The following is a 20399-nucleotide window of genomic DNA, read 5'->3' as shown; positions in this document are numbered from 1 at the left end:
TTCCCATTCCGAACAGAGAAGTTAAGCCCAACCGCGCCGATGGTACTGCACACCCGCGGGAGAGTAGGTCGCCGCCAACTTTATTTTCACAGCCTCTTTCAGTGTCACAACTGAGAGAGGCTTTTTTGTTGTGCCAACATGTCTGCGCGTTTGCACATCTGCATATTTGCTCACTCATCTGCACATCATCTCCTGCACATCAGCACACCATCATCTGCATTTCCCCAAGCACAAAGCTCAAGCACAAAACGCAAGCACTAATGGGGGCGACGCGTCCCGCGTCGGGATAGAGAATGGAGGAAAACACGAACGCTACTAAATAATAGCTGCATATTTTCCCGACGCGGGACGCGTCGCCCCCATTAGTGGTAGCGTTTTCAACTGAAAAATACTCGCGAGACGCGTCGCCCCCATTAGTGGTAGCGTCTTCAATTGGAAAATACCCCGCGAGACGCGTCCCTTCCATATTAGTGAGCATATCCACTCGCCATCTGCAATATTTTTTTTACCGCTTAGACATTTATTTCGACCGCTTAGGTCTTATCTGCAACCACTTATGTCCGTGTGCGTTTTATGCCGGTTGAAATTTATAGCTTTTTTATATAACTTTGCCTGTATAGAGACGTGCAGCATTGTCTGCACAGCACGTATTGTTAAATTACAAAGTTATATGGTATGAAGCGTTTATTACTTGTATTTGCTTTCATGTTGTCTGCTTCATTTGGGCTGCTGGCGCAGAACAGAGACAAGAAGGTAACTGATATCGTATTAAAGAGTGTGATTGGTTATGACGGGCAACCAATTACGAGTGGCTATGTGTATGGCCTTGACATTTCTAAGGGCCTGCCGTTGAAGATAACTGACGACGGAGGCTACCGGTCAGAGGTTGGTATGGATTTTACCTTGCCGGGGTATGAATCGTTTTATTATGACTGGACTTACGGTGAGTCTCCTGAAATTACCATTGACTTGCGTGATGTAGCTCGACCGGCCAAATGGAAGGTTGTGGCGCATGACGGTGCTTTGCTGTCGGGTGCGGAGTTGGTGTCGACCACATCGAATAATCCGAAAGTGACCTTGGCTCAAACTGATGCGGAGGGTATAGCCAACTTTTACCTTGTAGATGATAGCAAAGCAAATTATAGACCCATGTCGATTACCGTGGTACCACAAGCCAAGTATCATACTGCTTATGCTGTACCTTCAACCAAGTACAACAAGACATATTATGCTTCGAACACGCTGATAGACTACTCAAAAATGCACTTGTTCCTTATGCGCGTCAAGGATTTCAACACAGATTTGCGCAAGCGTATGTTCAGCGACGAATTGACTACAAGCTACAATCTGTCGTATGAGACCGTGCGCAATGGACAGAGCACAACATCGTTTGTGCGTAGTGCTTATGTAGACGAGGGCAGTGATCGTGTGTACTACAGTATGGTCAATAATGACGAGAATTGTCCTATCACAAAGGCCTGGTATCGTTTCTCATTCAGTGGAGACAAGAGTGTCAACACCTTCTCTTCATATCCTTTCTATCGTGAATATGACAAGTTGGAAGGTGATTACGAATTCGAACTCTCGCCCACCACTTGGCGCCCTGTGCGTATAAACGTAAAGGACGACCTCGGCACAGCACTTTTGCCAAGAAACTTGTGGGTAGACGGTGTGCGACCTGTCGACTATGATTATAAAGACCCAGTTGTTTGTTTGCCACAAGGTGAGCATGTGATTGATGTGTATGCTGCAACGGAGAGTGGTTCTGTTGTGTATGAAAATGACGGACAAAAGTCATTGCGTACTATTGTGGTGAAAGATGCGATGAATGTGCAGGAATATGACAGAGTGTACAATCATGGTGATTATGCGGGTTATGAGGTGACAGCTGTTGATGCTGATGGCAATCCGGCACAAGGCGCGTACTTCTTCCTCTCTGGCAAAGATGGCAGGGCATTAGGCTCGGCGGTATTGGATAGTGCTGGCCGAGGTGTCGTATTCCACGAATATCCAGGTGAATGCTCTGGCTTTATATCGGGCATTCGTAACACGGCTAAGCTTACTTGGACTGATAATTCGCCCATTGGCATGCAGACTCACCATATTGACGTGAGCAAGGATCTCCGCAAGGTAAAAGTAACTGTCAAGCAGCATGAGCAGATGTATGCAAACAAGTATGGAAATCCAGAACTTCATTTGTACCGGACAGCTGACAAATTGGACGCAATGCCAGACTTTCATGATGATTCATACATACGCTGTAATTGGGATTCGACGAGTGACACCTCACATGTATTTACCGCAAACTTGTACATGCAAGATGGTTGGTTGTGCGGTTATCTTGTGCAACGTGACTTGAGAGATAGCATAGCGATGATGAAGGTATCTGATGCAAGTGAATTGAACTTTGATTATACAAAGTATGCCTATGTCAAGTATACGCTTGATGGCAAGCGGTTGCAGGCAGGATATAATAGCGAGGGCTTGATGGCTGCACCAGTAGGCCAGGCACCAGTGGCGGAATGGAGCAGTGCGCTTGCGCCGGAGTTCTTGCTGCCAGGCAATTATTATGCATGTGTCGTGTCTCCGAATAATGCATTAGAATTGCCCTATATCAATGCGTACGTGCCGTCGTTCAAGGTTGAATGTCCGGCAGAAAATAGTGAAGTGGAAGTGGCATTGACTACATTGCCTGACGAGGATTATGTGCAAGTACCGCTAAAGCTTGATGGCATCTTCTTCTTGGCAGGTGCAAAGGCAGAGGCTGAGGTTAAATTCCTATATAATGGACAGATTCCCTTGATTGTTGGTGGTGAAAACAATACAACGGTAAATACTGAGGTGCCTTTCAGAGTGTTGAAGGGTGATTATGACTATAGTGTGAAAGGACTCAAGTTTGACGAAAAGCACCATTACGTATTGGGGCATGAGCGCAAAGTTGCAGTAGGTGACGACACCAAGGCCGTTCAACTCGACCTTTCGGGTCTGCATTATTTTAATACCATCGGCTATTTTGATGCAGAGAGCAACGAAATTGACTGGCTCGATCTTTGGACACCGCTGCGTTATGCAAGCTTCTATAAAGGGCAGGACTTTCTTGCAGATTGCTACCTAAGCAGTTATGAAGATGAAGGCTTGTTCATACCTGAGGGAGACTATGGTGTGAAATTGTTTGTGGGTGACTGGAGCCAGATGATTGAGCACGATGCCACCTTGCATGTAGACAATCAAAGTGGCACCACGGCACGCATTGTGCTCGGAAAGCAGTTTACTCCAGTAGAGCAGGTGGTGGCTGAAAGCAATGGCTCAGAACTCAACATACGCTATGTTGGTGGGCAAGCTGTGGTGACAGCACCAGTGGCAGCCCCCGTGAGAGTGGCTGTATATGCGCTTAATGGTGCAAAATTGAATTGTATGAATGTGATGCCAGGTCAGCGGATAGATATGTCTGCCCTTTCGAGGGGCGCATATATCGTTCGCTTGAGCCAAGGTAATGTGAACAGTGCAGTAAAGATTGTAAAGTAACAACCCTTGTACCCATTTGTTTGTGGCCCTGCCAACGATCCTTCGAGGCGAGTTGGCAGGGCCTTTTGCTTGTATCGTGTCCGCAGATGGGCTTATAGTCAAAAGAATATATTCAGAAGCGCCATATTAGGCAAAGGATTTTGTAATTTTGCACCAATATTTACGTTAAAGCGTTAATTACCTTGATATGAGATTGATATGTGCTATATGCTTGTTGGCTGTTTGTGGCTTCTTTGCCGCTTGTGGATCAAAGTCACAGAGCGATGCCGTGTGTGACGACAGCACACAAGTAACCGAGGACTCCGTGTTGCAGCAAATGGCCAACGAGGGGCCTACTGAAGACGAAATAGCAGCTCTGACAGACTCGGCCAAGCAGGAAAAGCCCAAAGCCCTTGACGAGAAATACCGTGGTCTGCACATTTATGTGTCGAAAACGACCATGCATCTTTACGTGCTCGATGCCAATGACAGTGTTCTGTTTAATTGCGGCATTGCTTGTGGTTTGCGTCGTGGCAACAAAACAGCTAAGGGCGACTATCGCACACCTGAGGGCCAATTTCATATCTCGGGTATGTTTAACAGCACCGACTGGGTGCATCGCACTCGCGACGGGCGAGCGGTCAAGGGGTGCTACGGGCCGCACTTTCTGCGGTTGGCCACGGGACGCCTTGGAGGCATAGGCATACATGGCACCAATTCGCCTCGAAGCATTGGCAAGCGTGCGTCAGAGGGCTGCATACGTGTGAACAGTGCCAATATTATTACCTTGTTTAATGAATACGCCTATTCGGGCATGCCAGTCGAGGTGTCGGCCGAAGGTGCACCATTGCCCGCGTTCAAGGGACTTGCAGCCCCCAAAAAGGACGAGGACGAGTCTGTAAGAAACGAACCAGTTAAGCACGAAAAAGACTCGCTGCACCGAAAAGAAGCGTCACACAGTGGTGCGGCAGACAACACGGAACGCCATCATGAGCACCATAAGTCTGCCGATGAAAACAAGCACAAGCAAGAAGAAATGCAACGCGAGGCCGAGGCAGAATCCTTTTTTGAATAGACAAAGGGGTGGTCCTAAAAATTCTGTTTTAGAGTTCTGTTATTCTGAAATGTGATTTGCACGCTCTCGGAAGTGTATTTTTGAAAGGTTGTGAGGGAGTATAGCCCGCTATGCTCCCTCACAACCTTTCAAAAATACACTTCCGATAGCGCACAAATCCCTATTTCAGAATTATTATAACCACCCCAAAATGCCTTATTGTGCGCTTTGGCTTGTCGCACACATTAAATATATCTGTGCGAAATAGGGGTTGGCATGCTTATTGTATTCGCAAAAGTTCTTAAAACACTTGCATTTTGCTCCGAAATGTAGTAACTTTGCGAATGTTGATTTTGAAGAGCATTATTGCTGCTCGCTTGCCGTCGCGCAATCAGGGGAGATTGCATGGCATGGGCGGTGGTTCTTCAAAATGTGATGTAGAACCCATTAAACCATTAAGATAGTGCACATAAAGAAATATGCTGCGTGTGTGGCTATGGGCGTCATGTCATTTTTTACGGCAAATGCCCAGGACATTATGCCTGAAGCACTCCCGACACGTCCCACCGCAGAGAAAATCGTGAAAGAAGTAGCACCCGTAGGTGCAGTGCAGCAAGTTGCTGCTGAAGTAAAAGAGGCCTCAGTGCCTTATAATGCCAACTTTGGCGAAAGTGTAGTACAAACAGCTTTGCAATACCTTGGCGCAAGTTATCGCTCAGGCATGTCAGGCCCCTATGCTTTCGACTGCTCAGGCTTTACCAGCTATGTTTACCGCAAACAGAATGTGTCGATCTTGCGCTCTTCGCGCTCGCAGTACACACAAGGCACCCCCATCGCCCGAATTTCTGACCTTAAGAAGGGCGATCTCGTGTTCTTTGGCGGTCGTGGCAATTCCCGTTCGGTAGGCCATGTGGGCATTGTAATGGACGTTGATCCCTCGGGCAACAACTTCTCGTTTGTTCATGCTGCGAGCGGTGGTGTCAAGGTGTCAGACTCCAGCGAGGCATACTACAGCCGCCGCTACATTGGTGCACGTCGCATTGTCGAAAACTAACGACAGAACAATCCATCGTACATTAGATACGAATATGAGGCAGATGCAGATGCTGCCCAACGCAGTTGCCGTTCCTTGCATAAGGGTGGCAACTGCGTTGTTTTTATAACCTCCCATAACTCTGATATGAATAGATTGATATTATTGCAATCGCTGCCCGGTGTTGTCAACCAGGCCGTAAACGAGGTGAGCATATCGCGAATAGACATGCTACTCGACAAGTTGTTAGCCCTTTCGCTCACAGCCGGCAAGCGCATATTAGTGGCAGCCCTCATTTACATAGCAGGCCGTTTTATCATCAAGATCATCAACCGCGTTGTGTCAGCCATGCTCAGTCGCCGCCATGTAGATGTGGGCGTACAGAGTTTTCTGCGCAGTTTGGTGCACATATTGCTCACCATATTGCTCGTTATCAGCGTAATCAGTGCCTTGGGCATCAACACCACGTCATTTGCAGCCCTGCTGGCATCAGCCGGTGTAGCAGTAGGCATGGCCCTGTCGGGTAACCTGCAAAATTTTGCGGGCGGTTTGGTCATACTGTTGTTCAAGCCCTATCGCGTGGGCGACCTCATCGAGGCACAAGGCACCCTTGGCCATGTGCGTGAGATACAGATATTTCACACCATACTCACCACCTACGACAACAAGGTAGTGTACATACCCAACGGCTCGCTCAGCACCTCGGTAGTGGTCAACCACTCGCGTGAGGACACCCGCCGTGTGCAGTGGCTCATAGGCGTTGATTATGGGCAGGACATAGACGCTGTGCGCCAAAAGGTGCTCGCACTCTTTGCCTCCGACCCGCGCATACTTCAGTCGCCCGATGCCCACAAGCCTTTTGTGGGAGTAGAAGCCCTGGCCGACAGCAGCGTTAACCTCGTGGTGCGCGTATGGGTCAATACCGACGACTATTGGCCCGTGTTTTACCAGGGGCAGCAGCAGCTTTACGACATGTTCAACCGCGAGGGCATCAACATACCCTATCCGCAGCAGGTTGTGCATGTGGCAAAAACTTGAAAAGTCGAAGCCCGTGCGCCGCTTTATCCAAATGCTTTGTACAACAATCACTGCGAAAGCGTTCTGCAAAGGCTTCGTAAATTCACATTGTTGCAGAAAATCAACACAAAAGTTTGTGCGTAATAAAATAAATGCGTAATTTTGCACCTCGCATAGAGTATGCAAAAACGCGTTGTTCAGCGCGCACAAAAGTATGGCTCTTGCACCAAAAATCACGCAATAAAGTAATAACAAAATAAAATCTAAACTCACAAAATGATCGTAGTACAGGTTAAAGAGGGCGAAAACATTGAACGCGCCCTGAAGAAGTTCAAGAGAAAGTTCGAAAGGACCGGTGTTGTAAAGGAACTCCGTGCCCGTCAGCAGTTTGACAAGCCCAGCGTATTGAAGCGTTTGGCCAAGGAGCACGCTGTTTACGTACAGCAGCTTCACCGCGACGAGGACTAATACAACAATATTAGCTCCTTGTAATCGCAACGCTTTTGAGACACAGTGCGGCCCACCATGTAGCCGCCGTCTTAGCACAAGATAATACATAAATGTTCGTATAGACCGCTGCACTGCCACACGCTGTGCAGCGGTTTTGCATTTACAACCCCAAGCCCGTTGCGGTGCGTGGCAGCCGTTTTATCCGATAGAGTAATGCGGTTGTAACAAATTTCAGTGCGAAAATTTGGCGCATTCAAAAAAAGTTGCGATATTCGCTTTCGTAAAGAGAGACAATGATGAACGAGATAGATGATTTCATAAACTATCTGTTAGCCGACAAGGGTTACTCCAAGCTGACAGCCAAAGAGTACCGCAGCGCTTTGCAGTCGTTACAAATCTTCTATCGTTCGCTCGACAACCAACTCACCTGGTACACGCTCGATGCCGATGTCGTCAGACAATGGATGGCACGTGAGATGGCGCGTGGTGAGAATGCCCGCACCATATCAAAGCAACTGAGCGGTGTGCGCAGCTTCTACAAGTATATGCGCAGAGTAGGGCGTATGGACCACAGTCCGGTGACAGCGGTTAAATCGCCCAAGATACACCCAAAGTTGCCTTCCTTCCTGCGTAACAGTGAGGTTAACCAGTTGTTCGACGACATTGACTACCCCAGCGGCTACGAGGGCATGCGCGACCGCACTATACTCCTCACCTTCTACCACACAGGCATCCGCCTTGCCGAGCTTATCGGCCTTGATGTGGAGAACATCGACCTGAACCAACGTGAGTTGAAAGTGACGGGCAAGCGCAACAAGCAGCGCATAGTGCCATTCTCCGCAGAGCTGGCCAACGCGTTCAGAGCCTATTTGCCAGTACGCCAGGCGTATGTCAGCACCGATGCAGGCGCCCTGTTTTTCAACCGCCGCAAGTTGCGCATCGACCGCCGCAGGGTGGGGCTCATAGTCAAGCATTATCTGTCTTTAGTTACCACACAACGCAAAAAAAGCCCGCACGTGCTGCGTCACACCTTTGCTTCGGCCATGCTCAATAATGGCGCCGACCTTGAGGCCATCAAGGAGTTGCTCGGCCACGAAAGCGTAGCCACAACCGAGGTGTACACGCATACCACGTTTGCCGACCTTAAAAAACAATACAAACTTGCCCACCCCAGGGCGTAAACTAACAAAGGAGGTTACTATGGAACTCAAAATTCAAGCAATTCACTTCGACGCTACTGAGAAACTCAATGCCTTTATCGCTAAAAAGGCTGCAAAACTCGAAAAAACGTGTGACAATATAATCAAAGCAGAGTTTATACTGAAGGTTGTTAAACCTGAAACAGCCAAGAACAAGGAAACCGCACTCAACGTGTCACTTCCCGGCACCGACCTTCATGCAGAAAAGGTGTGCGACACCTTTGAGGAAGGCGTAGACCTCTGCGTTGACACATTGCTTCGCCAGATTGACAAGTACAAGGAACGTCAAGGCAAATAAGCGCATAGAATAATAATAGCAAATACAAACAGGTAAAACTGATAGCGGCCCGGCACATTACGTGTGCCGGGCCTTTTTTCGTATCAAGTCCCCTTCCATTCCCACCGTGACAAGCAGTCGCGGCCATATACATTTTGCCAGGCAGTAGTCCTCACTGCCAAGCGTGTTATCGGCCAAAGTTTGCCGATGATGAGGCGCCCGCAAGCGTGTTTTGCCCAGTCCGTGCCACTTCACGCCTGTGCGCAAAGCCTGCGATTTGCCGAAGCGTGCCCTCCGTTTGAGCGTATTTCAAGGCCATTTACAGCGCAGTCGGAGCGTTCAGACGGGTAAAAAGCACGCAATATATGCGATTTTTAGTCGAAAAGTTTGTGGGAAATGAAAATAATAGTACCTTTGCACTCGCAAAAACGAAAAACCTTACAGAGTTTTGCTTACTGGTGTGTTAGTTCAGCTGGTTAGAATACATGCCTGTCACGCATGGGGTCACGGGTTCGAGTCCCGTACACACCGCTCAGTCAGCAGCGCTCAAAGGTATATTTTGCATAACTGGTGTGTTAGTTCAGCTGGTTAGAATACATGCCTGTCACGCATGGGGTCACGGGTTCGAGTCCCGTACACACCGCAAACGCTTCCGAAAGTTCAATGCTTTCGGAAGCGTTTTGCGTTATACGTCATTTATATTTTAGCAATCTGTCAAAGCATACATGCTTTGGTAGATTGCAGACTGCTAAAACTCAAACATACGAATAGACTCAAGCACCAAACGTCCCCCATTCGAGGTAGTGTTTGGTGCTTGAGTCCGTTCGTATGTTTACGTTTTGCCAGACGGCAAAAGTCCTTTTATAAAGCCTTCAGTTCGGCAAGGTAGTCGTAGTGCTCGCCATCAGTCACCTTGCGTGCCACAAGGCCGCATTGCTGGGCCGTGTGCTGCAGCGTGTCAAAGTCCACGTAAAGCCAGTCAAAAGGCCGACCCTTGCATTGCTTGTAAACCATCTGATAGTCCACCTCGCCATAATACCCCTCTGCCGCGTCCCAGTCAAAGTTTCCATCTTCGTCCTCAAACACATAGCGCAAGTCCGACGAGTCGGCCAGCACTCGTCCGCCCGCGGCCAGCAGCGCCTTGCAGCGGTTGAGCAGCGAGGGCAGACGGTGGAGTGTGCCAGCAATGCCAAGCCCGTTCATCAGCAGTACGATGGTGTCAAACCGCATGCCGTCCAGTTCCTGTCCAAAAAAGTCGGCGCAGCGTGCGTCCCTCACGCCGCGCAAAGTGCGTGCACGTGTCGAGAGTGGCGAAATGTCGATAGAGCACACCTCGAGCCCCCTGTCCTGCAGCGCCAGCGAGTGGCAGCCAGCACCGGCCCCCACGTCAAGCACATGGTCGCGGCACAGGTTGAGTGCCATACGTTCAAGCGGAGGCATTTGCAGTTCGGTGCGAAACAAAGTAGCCACGGGTATCTCGTCATCGTCAAACATCGATGACAACACCCGCAGCGTGCCGGCATGTCCGGTCGAGGCATAGTCCCAAATGGCTTGCCCCATGGGGTCGAGGGTGGGGGATAGGAGCATGATGATAAGTAGGTATTCAGAATTATTTGATGCAAGCAGCAGGTGACATATTCACATTGAACACCGTGCCTGGTAAAACGCCTTTGATTGAAAAGCACAAACCGTGCGGTATGCAGTTGGCACGGCGGTGCAAAGTTAGTTAATTAACTGCGAAGCCACTGCCCAAATCTTCACATTATCGAAATACACAAGTCACATCAACGAAATATGCCATTCAGAACTTTGCAACCGGTAAATAATATTGCAAAGAAATGAAACAAAAAACAATCGTGTTGGTGCTCATGGTGCTGCTTTGCACCCTGGCCAACACTGCGCGCGCCGGCATCGATGCCACACTCAAAGGGCGCGTGATTGATGCCCGTACGGGCGAGGCCCTTGTAGGAGCCACACTGCAAATAGTGCAGGCCGGCCAAACCGCCGTCAGCAATGAAAATGGCGAGTTCGTGTTCCGCACACTCGGCCAGCGCAGCTACACCCTTGTAGCCACCTACCTTGGCTATCACCGAGTGAGCATGACCATCAACCCCGCACGCGCAGACACAGCCCTGGTGGTGCGCATGAGCGAACTCGAGAGCAGCCTTGGCACGGCCACTGTTACAGCCACCGTAAAGCGCAACACCGAGGCGTCGCAGGTGGCCGCCCAACGCAACAGTTTGGTGGTGCAAAGCGGCATATCGGCCCAGCAGATAGCCAAATCGCAGGACAAGGACGCCTCCGAGGTCATACGCCGTGTGTCAGGCATTTCCATCATCGACCAAAAGTTTGTCATGGTGCGCGGTCTCTCGCAGCGCTACAACAATGTGTGGATAAATGGTGCCGCCGTGCCGTCGAGCGAGGCCGACTCGCGCGCCTTCTCCTTTGACATCATCCCCTCGTCGCAGGTTGACAACATGCAGATAATCAAGTCGCCCGCCCCTCAATATCCCGCCGACTTTACCGGAGGCTTTATCATGATAGACACCAAGGAGGTGCCGCACAAAAATTCGGCCAGCATTTCGGTGGGAGCCTCTGTCAACGACCAGACCCACTTTCAGCGCTTCATGGCAGCCGAAGGGGGGAAAACCGACTGGCTTGGGTTCGACAATTTCCGCCGTTTGCAGGGCGGTGTGCATGCCCCCTTGCAGCAAACGCCCGGCGGCAGTGGCATCAGCCTGACCGACAACCACTTTAACAACAACTGGCAGCTGCACACCCGCCACCCCTGGGCCGACCTGTCGCTCTCTGCCAATGTCAACCGCTCAAAGGAATTTGACAACGGCGCCGTGTTCGCCCTGCTTGGTGCCATCAACTACAGCAACAATTACAAAACGTACAGCCCCATGCGCAACGCCTTTTTTGGCGCGTACGACCTCACCCACGACCAAAGCGTATATTTGCGCAACACCACCGACCGCCAATATGCCCACAATGCCCGCCTTGGAGCCATGCTCAACCTGACCTTTGTGCCGGGCAAGGGAGCGGGGCGCTATGAGTGGAAAAACATATTCAACCAGCTCGGCACCGACCGCTACACCTCACGCACCGGCTTTAATGCGCAGAGCAATCAAGTGGACGAGGCCGAATATTACTACTCGAGCCGCACCACCTACAACACCCAGCTGACGGGCAAATATGCCTGGGAAGTGTCAAAGTTCGACTGGAGCGCGGGCTATGCCTATGCCAACCGCCTGCTGCCTGATCGCCGTCGTTATGCACTCGACAACTCAGTCGACATCGACCGCATAGGACTGTCAACCGGCAATGACATCAACCGCGAGTTCACCCGCCTCGATGAGCACATAGCCTCGGCCGCCGTCAACTACCGCTACACCTTTGACAAACCTCAGCACGTAAAGCCCGAACTCCTGGCCGGGGGCTATGCTGAGTACCGCACACGCCAGTACAACACCCGCAGCTTCATCTACCAGTGGCACCCGTCGGGCAACACCCTGCCTGCTGGCTTCCAGTATCTCGACCTGCCCACGCAGCTGCTCACAACAGCCAACTATGGCGACCAGGGGCTCTACCTCATTGATGACACCAAAATGCGCAACGACTATCAAGGCCACCATCTCGTCACCTCAGCCTACGCCGCCGTCAATCTGCCCGCAGGAGCCTTCGACGTGCTGGCCGGCGTGCGCTTTGAACACTCGCGCATGGAACTCGTAAGCAACACCCGCGACTACGAAAAGAGCACCATGAGCCGCTACTACAACAACAACGACTTCTTCCCCTCTGTCAACGCCACTTGGCATCTGGCCGATGCCCACCAGCTGCGTGCGTCGTATGGCCGCTCGGTCAACCGTCCTGAGTTTCGCGAGGTCAGCCCCTCGGTGTTCTACGACTTCGATCTCTCCTCATCAGTACAGGGCAACACTGCTCTCAAGTCGTGTTACATCGACAATGTCGACCTGCGTTATGAGTGGTACCCCGCCAAGGGCGACCAAGTGAGCCTTGCCGCCTTCTACAAGCACTTTGACAGTCCGATAGAGTGGACCTACACCGTTACGGGTGGTACCGACCAAGTGTACTCGTATGTAAATGCCAAGAGCGCCACAAGCTATGGCCTTGAGCTTGACATACGCAAGAACCTTGCCTTCATGCACCTGCCCGACTTCACCCTCGTGTTCAATGGTTCGCTCATCAGGAGCCGTGTACACTTTCCGGCGGGCAGCCGCCAAAAGAGCCGCCCCATGCAGGGCCAGTCGCCCTATCTTGTCAACCTTGGGCTGTTTTACAGCCACAACGCCTGGGGCGCCTCGTTGCAGTACAACCGCATAGGCAAGCGCTTGATAGGTGTGGGCCGCAGCCTTGGCTCCACGGGCGACCAAACGGTCAACATACCCGACTCTTACGAAATGCCGCGCAATGTGCTCGACCTGTCACTCTCGCGCACCTTGGGCCATTTCGAGTTCAAACTCGGCTTGAAGGACATCATAGGCCAGAAGGTGGTGTTCAAGCAACTCAGCGACGTAACCCTTGCCAACGGCAGTCAGCGCTATGTGCAGGAGGTGACGCGCAGCTACCGCCCGGGCCGCAATTTCAGTTTGAATGTCACATACAAGTTCTGACGTCTGTCTAACGCATAGTTTTAGAATATAGTCATGCCTCCCAAAGCGGTTCGCCGCAGTTTGGGAGGCATGAAACGTTTTACGCTCGTGCTGCGTGCAGGTGGGGCATTTACGGCATAGGCACCGGCATTTTACGGTATAGGGAGAGCGGAAAACGTGTATAGGGGGAGCGGATTTTCTGTTGCTCCGATCGAAAATCCGCCCTCCCGTAACAGAAATGAGTGTGTGGCATGGTATGCGCCTTGCTCCGGCAGAGTTTGTTTGTCAGAAAGAGGTAAAATCTGAAAATCAGAGGGCCAACCCGAAATTCGCTAATTCCGCCAACGCGCTGGTTTATCACAAATGTAACTGCCAGGCAACGCTCTTGTAACCTTGTGTGCCGACCTTTGCAACGTGATTAAAAGACAAACCATTTCTTTTTACACATTAAAAGTTTTATGTGCAAACACACATTATCAGTTTTGGCCCTTATGATGGGCATTGCCGCTACAACGACTTTCACGGCGTGCAGCGATGACAACACTCCCGAAAAATCTACCCCCAGCTACAACTGGAGCGAGGACGGCGGACTCAAGGCTTGCGACAATCTGCTGTTTGAAAACGGCACGCAGATTGGCAATGGCGACAACGAGTTTGTGTTCAAAGGCAAGCAAACGCTCAAAAAGGGCACTTATCTGCTCAAGGGTTGGGTGTACGTGGCAGCTGGCTCAGAACTTACCATTGAGCCTGGTACCATTATCAAGGGCGACAAGCAAACCATGGCTGCTCTCATTGTAGAGCGTGGCGGCAAACTCATTGCTCAGGGCACCGAAACGGCACCTATTGTGTTTACATCTGAAGAGGCCAAAGGCCAGCGCCGTCCTGGCGACTGGGGTGGCTTGATACTCTGTGGCAAAGCTCCGCACAATGCCGGCGAGGCGCAAATCGAGGGTGGCCCGCGCACCAAGCATGGTGGCAACGATGCCCACGACAACTCGGGCGTGCTGAGCTATGTGCGTGTAGAATTTGCTGGCTATCCGTTTGAAAAGGATAAGGAAATCAATGGCGTGACATTAGGCTCAGTGGGCGATGGCACGAAGATTGACCACGTGCAGGTATCTTACTCTAACGACGACTCCTTCGAGTGGTTTGGCGGTACTGTCAACTGTAAGAATTTGATAGCTTATCGTGGTTGGGACGACGATTTTGATACAGACAACGGCTTCTCTGGCCATGTGCAGTACGGCCTGTCAGTGCGCGACTCGCGCATAGCCGACGGCAGCCAGAGCAACGGTTTTGAGAGCGACAACGACGCCAGTGGTTCAACCGCATCACCTTACACCTCGGCCGTGTTCAGCAACATGACCTTTGTGGGTCCGAAGGCTACGGACGCCAACTTTGCCAATACCAGCAGCTACATCAATGCCGGCGACCTCTTCCCCAGCAATGGCTCGGCCCTTGGTTTGTTCCAGTCGGCCATGCAGATACGTCGCGGCTCGCGTCTTAACTGCATTAACTCTGTGGCCATGGGCTGGCCCATCGGCGTCATAATCGATGGCGAAAAGGGTGACACGCAGCAGCAGGCCCGCAATGGTGGTTTCAAATTGCAGAATGTGTGGTTTGCCGATATGACCATCACGGGTTCTGATGCCAACAAACTGTACAAGGACAATCTCGTAACGGGTTACGACGCCAACAAAAAGCCTATTGTGGACGAGAGCAAACCTTCATTCTCAAGCACATGGTTCTTGCAGCAAACGGGCAACCGTGCCGATGCCACCACCGACAGCTGGCTGTTGCAACCTTTGGCAGGCTTGACCGGATTGAACATTCTGCCAACTGCTGCATCGCCTTTGATGACTGCCGGCTCATTTAACGGCATTACCTCAACGTGGTTTGACAAAGTGAACTTTATCGGTGCCTTTGGTGCTGACAACTGGACGGCCGGTTGGACCAACTTCGACCCTGAGAATACGGATTATTGATAAGTAAAACAGCCGTTTGGTGCCTTGCATGGTGCACATTATATTGTCAGGAGGATATGTAGTTGAATAGTCAGGCATTTTAATGTGTACGCTTGTACGGCATGAAGTAATGGGGAACACGTCACCGCTTTCATGCACCAGCTCCTTATAACACGGCTTAACAACAGCCCTTGGCCATGCACCAGGGTTATATATAATTAAGGCAGGCAATTACCTACGTGGGTAATTGCCTGCCTTAGTTATGCGTTATGGTTTTAGCTAACGCTTATGATGTGCCTATTGGGCTTATGCCCTTTCGGGTAGGGCGTATTCATAATAGACTTGATAGAGAGACCGTTATGGGGGACTTTAAGTTGTTTGAAACGCTAACACTAAACGCTAACACCACACGCAAGCACCAAACGCTACCTCTAATGGGGGCGACGCGTCTCGCGTCGGGAAAAATGCAATGTTCATACACGAAATAAAGGCTCGTAGACACTGCCAATTACACTACTGTTTGTGAGCCTTTGCCTTGATCCCGACGCGGGACGCGTCGCCCCCATTAGAGGTAGCGTTTAGTGTTAGCGTTTGGTATTAGCGTTTAGTGCTTTCGTTTAGAGGTAGCGTTTTGTGTTTGGTATTAGCGTTTAGTGCTTGCGTTTAGTGCTTGCGTTTGGTATTAGCGTTTGGTGTTAGCGTATGGTGCTTGGGGCTATTGCAGAATGGCGTAATTAAAAAACGCACCCCACTCGTCCGCAGTGGGACGGGTGGGATGCGTTGGATATGTAAGGCTCAGAGTTGAGCCTGATGGTTCAGAGTTTGCAGGCAGCCAGGCTGCTTACTGCGCCACGTGGAACAACTTGTGTACGCGGTGGCCGTTGGGGGCGTCAATCTGCAGCAGGTATGAGCCAGTGGGCTGGCCAGCAATGCTTAGGCTGAGCTGTGTGGCAGGTGCTGAGGCCTTGACGGTGCCGAGGCTGATGCCGCCTATGTTGTAGAGGGTGGCAGTGGTGCCGGCCTCGATGCTGCCGCTGATGCTGACGGTTTGAGCATTGTGGCTTACCTTCAGTGCATCGGTGCTTTGAACTGCAGGGCTGATGGCCGTGATAGAAGCATCAGCAGTGGTGAAACGCAGTATGCAGCTCTGTGTGCCTCTGGTGGGCGCACAATATTTGCTGAGCACGTCGGGACCGCAGCTGCCAGAACCAACACCACGCTGTGCACAGTCGAAGTGGGCGTAGATGGTGCGGTTGGCGGGTTCGTCGTCGATGGTGAGTTCCCAGTTGTGGCTCTTGGCCTTGAGTTCCTGGTCTGTCCAGTAGAGGGTAGAGAAGGCCACGTTGCCCTCGGTCTCAACATAAATGGTGTTGCCCTTGTCGTCGGCCAGTGCCAGCTTACGCAAATCCATGCGGTTGCCCATTGACTGCGGACGCAGATAGTACTCGTTCATGTCCCACACGGTGGTGGTGTACTGTCCGAGGTACGAACCTGTGCAGCGGTCGTTGTAGTTTTCGAGCGGACCGCGGGCGTAGTAAGTCACATTGCCAAATTCGCCAGAGAAGGGTATCTGTACACCAAGACGGCGAATGGCGCGTTCAAGAGCGGTAGAGGGCTGTGTAGGCTCATATTGTGTGTTGAGGTCAACTGTACCATCGGCATAGATGGTGTATGTGTAGGTAAAGTTGGCCAGTGTGCCCTTGGCGCTTACAGTGGCTGTAGCGCTCATGCCATCGTTAGCAATGGCAAAGGCAGCGGAGCGTGATGTGACGCAGTTGCCCTGAGTGTATACTGGGTCGCTACCATAGGGCGCGTCATTCTCAATCCAACGGTAATTTTCGTAGTCGGGGAACTTGGCGTCTTTCTTAACCTTGATGCCGTTCTGTATCCATTCGGCCACATTGCCGTTGTTGTTGTAGAAGGTCATTGTCACCTTGTCATTGCTGATGGTGGTGCTGCCGTTCTTGCTGGCAAGTGTGAGCTTGCTGGCACCCGTAGTGCTGACTGCGGGCAGCGCGGCACGTTCGGCCAAGGTGAATTGTGCAGAGGCGATGGCGTAGCCGGCGTCGGCATAGTCAGTAGCGGCATCGCGTGTTACCTCAATGTTGAGCAGAACCTCCTTGCCTTGTGCCTTGGCTTCAGCCAAGTCGTAGTTGACAGGTACGGCCACCTCGAGTGATTTGGCAGGTGCAATGGTGGGCAGAGTGGTTGAACCCTTGGCCACTTGTTTGCCATCAACCAATATCTGAGCGTTAAGGGTATAACCGCTGCCGAGTGTGGTAAAGTCATAGCAGTTGTTAAGTGCTACAGAGTTGTTGCCGGCATTGTAAGTGAACTTGATGTACTGGTACACCTTTTTCAGTTCGTCGAGCTTGGCGCTCCATGCGCGGTCGGCACCGATAATACCATTGTTTACGAAATTGCCTTGGTGGGGTGCGTCGGGCCAGTCGTAGCCTGTGCGGTACTTGTTGAAACCATTTTGGGTGAGGTTGCCTGCCTTGATGTCGTCGGCTGAGACGATAGCCTGGTCAACCCAGTCCCAAACGCAGCCACCGATACCGTATTTGCTTGATTCAATCACGTTCCAGTACTCCTGGAGGTTGCCCAAAGAGTTGCCCATGGCGTGGTCGTACTCGCACATGAAGTAGGGCTGTGCAGCCCAGTTGCTGTTAGCTTCGCTTTTGATGGGTTTTGATGCGCCTTCGATAGAAGGGTACATCTGGCTCCAGAGTTCTGTTACGTCGTTCTTGCCGGCGTTAGTGGCACCTTCGTAATGAATGATGCGGTTGTCGAGTCGCTTCATGAGTTTGAACTCAGCCACATGGTTGCTGCCGTAGCCGCTCTCGTTGCCGAGGCTCCAGAAGATGACAGAGGGGAAGTTGCGGTCGCGCAATACCATGCGGCCCGCGCGGTCGAGGTAGGCAGCTTTCCAGCTGTCGTCAGCCGAAATGCCAGTTGATGTGCCACTGTTGTAGCCTGTGCCGTGGTCGCTCCAGTTCTTGTGACACTCGATGTCGGCCTCGTCCATGACGTAGATGCCATAGTAGTCGAACATGGCGTTCATTTTGGCCTGACGGGGGTAGTGGCTGGTGCGTACGGTGTTGACATTGGCCTGCTTCATCAAGGTGATGTCCTTAATCATAGTGGGCACGTCGATGCTGCGGCCGCGGGTGGGGTGGGTGTCTTGGGTGTTGACACCCTTGAAGTATACTTGCTGACCGTTGATGTAGACGCGGTGGTCGTTGTCGGGAATTTCGATGTGGCGGAAGCCGTACTTGGTGGCAAAGGCTTCTTCTTCGGTGCCATCAGCATTGAGCTGTGCCAACTCTACGGTGTAGAGGTTGGGGGTTTCGGCCGACCAAAGTTGCAGGTCGGTAAGGCCGTCGAGGGTAACATTTTTTACCATGGTGCTGTCGCCATTGGCTGTGAAGGCAAAGTCGACACTCTTTTCGGCTATTTGTGTGCCTGCCGGATTGATAAGGCGCACGCGTACCTGCTTGTTGGTGGCTTCACGCTCCTTGTTGGTCATGGTCAGCTCCACATTCATGCTGCCGCTCTTGTAGTTGCTGCCAGCATCGAGTGTGCTGGTGATGTAGTGGTCGCGCAGGTAGGTCTTGGGCGTGGCAAAGAGGTAAACATCGCGGTGAATGCCGCTCATGTGCCAGCAGTCTTGGCCTTCGAGGTATGAGCCGTCGGTGAAACGGAACACCTGTACGCTGAGGTTGTTGTCGCCCTCATGTACGTATGAGGTGATGTCAAATTCGGCATCGTTGTTAGAGCCTTGGGTGTAGCCAACCTTTTGGCCGTTAACCCATACGTAGGCTCCGCTGTAGATACCATCGAAGTGGAGGAAGATGCGCTTGTTGTTCCAACCCTCAGGCAGGGTGAAATTGCGACGGAGTGAACTTACAGAGTTGTAGAGGTTGCCCTTCATTTCGATGTAAGGCGGGTTGTCGAAGAATGGATATTCAACGTTAACGTACCAGGGGTCGCCGTAGCCCTTCATTTCAACGCATGAGGGCACTTCGATATTGTCCCATGCCGACACGTCTACGCTGTTGCCATAGAAGTCGGTTTCGCCCGGTCGGTCGGCGGGGTTCTTTACAAAGTTAATCTTCCATGTGCCGTTGAGCGAGAGCCAGCGACTGTTGTCTGCAGGGTCGAGCCAAGGCTTGTCGTAACGTGCTTTGTCGGCACGCAGTGCCTCGGTGTTGGCATATGGCAGGTAGGCGGCGTGACCTTCTTCCTTGTTGACTGCAAACACCTTGGGGTTTTCCCAATCGTTGTAGACGGGCACGTAGGCGTCGGTGTATTCGAGCGTGAAGTAGGTAGTTTCGTCGTTGGCGTCCTCCACCATTTTGGTGTCGCCTTTGCTGTTGGCCGCCATGTAGTAGGTTGTGTTATTGGCGGTGTAAGCTATGCGGTATACACCCTCCTGACCCTCGACGGGTACGAAACTAACTTGCTGGTTGGGGTTGCTGCCATTGAGAGCATATTGCAGAGGAACCTTTGTGGTGTTAATGGCTGCATCAATGGCATATTTGTATTTCTCGTTGTATAACACAGCGGCGTATTTGGTGTCCTTGCCACTTTTGTATTCTACATTACGATATTGCCAGTGTTGTCCGTACTGCCCCTCTTTGTAGGGCTCGGTGCAGATGGGATCTGTAGAGTTGCGGCTCTCATTGTTGCTGAGCACCCAGCCTGTTTTTTTGTTGCGGAGCAGGTAGGTGTAGCCCTTGATGGGGGTGTTGATGACCTTGTCGGTGGCTTGCAGCGTGAAGTAGCTGTTGGCCGCGGTGAGGTCCTCGTCCATGTAGATGTCGCCGTTGTCGCGGCGCGTCATAACACGCGTGCCGTTGGTGTTGAGGAATTGGAACTCGTCGGTGCCCACCTCCTTGATAAGGAACTGCTGGTTGGCGTCTGTAAACTTGGCGTCCCATTGCAGCACGCGCCAATGAATTGTAGCACTCGGTGCCATGTCAATACCCATGTCGCAGTGTGGATTGTAGAAGGCATAGATGCCGTCGGCTGCGGATACGGGTACAATCATCCAATCCTGTCCTTCAGAATTGTTGTCGATAGCAGCGGTGCTGAGGTAAGTGTCGTGTGCACTTTGATTGCCATTGGTCACGGCCTGGCCGTTAGACTTGTTGACAATGCGGTACACAACACCGGGCTTGTTGATGTCGATGGCATGGGCAAAGCCTGCCAACAGGCTGAACAAGCATACGAGCCATACGCTGCGCTTGAAGTGTAAGTGATTCATTGTTGATTTGTAGTTT

Annotated in this window: 11 protein-coding genes, 2 tRNA genes and 1 rRNA gene; 12 read left to right on the top strand and 2 right to left on the bottom strand. The window is 51.5% G+C overall.

The window, feature by feature from the left end; translation table 11 throughout:
* The 10 genes from rrf to BQ5453_RS01835 all read left to right on the top strand — a co-directional run.
* Positions 1-80: ribosomal RNA gene (gene rrf, locus BQ5453_RS14760) — 5S ribosomal RNA — on the top strand; the annotation flags it as partial.
* A gap of 595 nt (positions 81-675) precedes the next feature.
* Complete coding sequence (locus BQ5453_RS01875; protein WP_071121894.1) at positions 676-3525, top strand: T9SS type A sorting domain-containing protein; 2850 nt, start codon at positions 676-678, stop codon at positions 3523-3525.
* Positions 3526-3712: 187 nt separating this feature from the next.
* The gene (locus BQ5453_RS01870; protein ID WP_071121893.1) at positions 3713-4579 is read left to right on the top strand and encodes a L,D-transpeptidase; all 867 of its coding nucleotides are present in this window, start codon (positions 3713-3715) and stop codon (positions 4577-4579) included.
* 517 nt (positions 4580-5096) lie between these two features.
* Positions 5097-5612: a C40 family peptidase gene (locus BQ5453_RS01865; RefSeq protein ID WP_071121909.1), complete on the top strand. Its 516-nt coding sequence runs from the start codon at positions 5097-5099 to the stop codon at positions 5610-5612.
* 126 nt (positions 5613-5738) lie between these two features.
* Complete coding sequence (locus BQ5453_RS01860; protein WP_071121892.1) at positions 5739-6629, top strand: mechanosensitive ion channel family protein; 891 nt, start codon at positions 5739-5741, stop codon at positions 6627-6629.
* A 255-nt stretch (positions 6630-6884) separates the two neighbouring features.
* Entirely contained in the window at positions 6885-7076 is a 192-nt protein-coding gene (rpsU, locus tag BQ5453_RS01855) for a 30S ribosomal protein S21 (protein ID WP_022101190.1), read from the top strand.
* 275 nt (positions 7077-7351) lie between these two features.
* Positions 7352-8239: a tyrosine-type recombinase/integrase gene (locus BQ5453_RS01850; RefSeq protein ID WP_071121891.1), complete on the top strand. Its 888-nt coding sequence runs from the start codon at positions 7352-7354 to the stop codon at positions 8237-8239.
* A 19-nt stretch (positions 8240-8258) separates the two neighbouring features.
* Positions 8259-8555, top strand: a complete 297-nt coding sequence (hpf, locus tag BQ5453_RS01845) for a ribosome hibernation-promoting factor, HPF/YfiA family (RefSeq protein WP_022101192.1) — start codon at positions 8259-8261, stop codon at positions 8553-8555.
* A gap of 436 nt (positions 8556-8991) precedes the next feature.
* A tRNA-Asp gene (locus tag BQ5453_RS01840) sits at positions 8992-9065 on the top strand.
* 38 nt (positions 9066-9103) lie between these two features.
* A tRNA-Asp gene (locus BQ5453_RS01835) sits at positions 9104-9177 on the top strand.
* Between the two features lie 218 nt (positions 9178-9395).
* On the opposite strand, the gene BQ5453_RS01830 is transcribed toward BQ5453_RS01835, so the two are convergent.
* Positions 9396-10121 carry a class I SAM-dependent methyltransferase gene (locus BQ5453_RS01830; protein ID WP_071121890.1) on the bottom strand — a complete coding sequence of 242 codons (726 nt, stop codon included), beginning with the start codon at positions 10119-10121 and terminating at the stop codon, positions 9396-9398.
* Between the two features lie 251 nt (positions 10122-10372).
* Between BQ5453_RS01830 and BQ5453_RS01825 the strand changes: the two genes are divergently transcribed.
* A complete protein-coding gene (locus tag BQ5453_RS01825) occupies positions 10373-13171 on the top strand; it encodes a TonB-dependent receptor (protein WP_071121889.1) in 2799 nt (932 codons plus the stop codon).
* Between the two features lie 437 nt (positions 13172-13608).
* Positions 13609-15135 carry a hypothetical protein gene (locus tag BQ5453_RS01820; protein WP_071121888.1) on the top strand — a complete coding sequence of 509 codons (1527 nt, stop codon included), beginning with the start codon at positions 13609-13611 and terminating at the stop codon, positions 15133-15135.
* An 820-nt stretch (positions 15136-15955) separates the two neighbouring features.
* Here BQ5453_RS01820 and BQ5453_RS01810 read toward each other — a convergent pair.
* Complete coding sequence (locus tag BQ5453_RS01810) at positions 15956-20383, bottom strand: glycoside hydrolase family 2 TIM barrel-domain containing protein (protein ID WP_071121886.1); 4428 nt, start codon at positions 20381-20383, stop codon at positions 15956-15958.
* Positions 20384-20399 lie beyond the last annotated feature (16 nt).

The sequence above is a fragment of the Prevotellamassilia timonensis genome, from assembly GCF_900106785.1.
Taxonomy (GTDB): domain Bacteria; phylum Bacteroidota; class Bacteroidia; order Bacteroidales; family Bacteroidaceae; genus Alloprevotella; species Alloprevotella timonensis.
The sequence above is the reverse complement of the archived record's forward strand: the minus strand, read 5'-3'. Positions and strand labels throughout refer to the sequence as shown.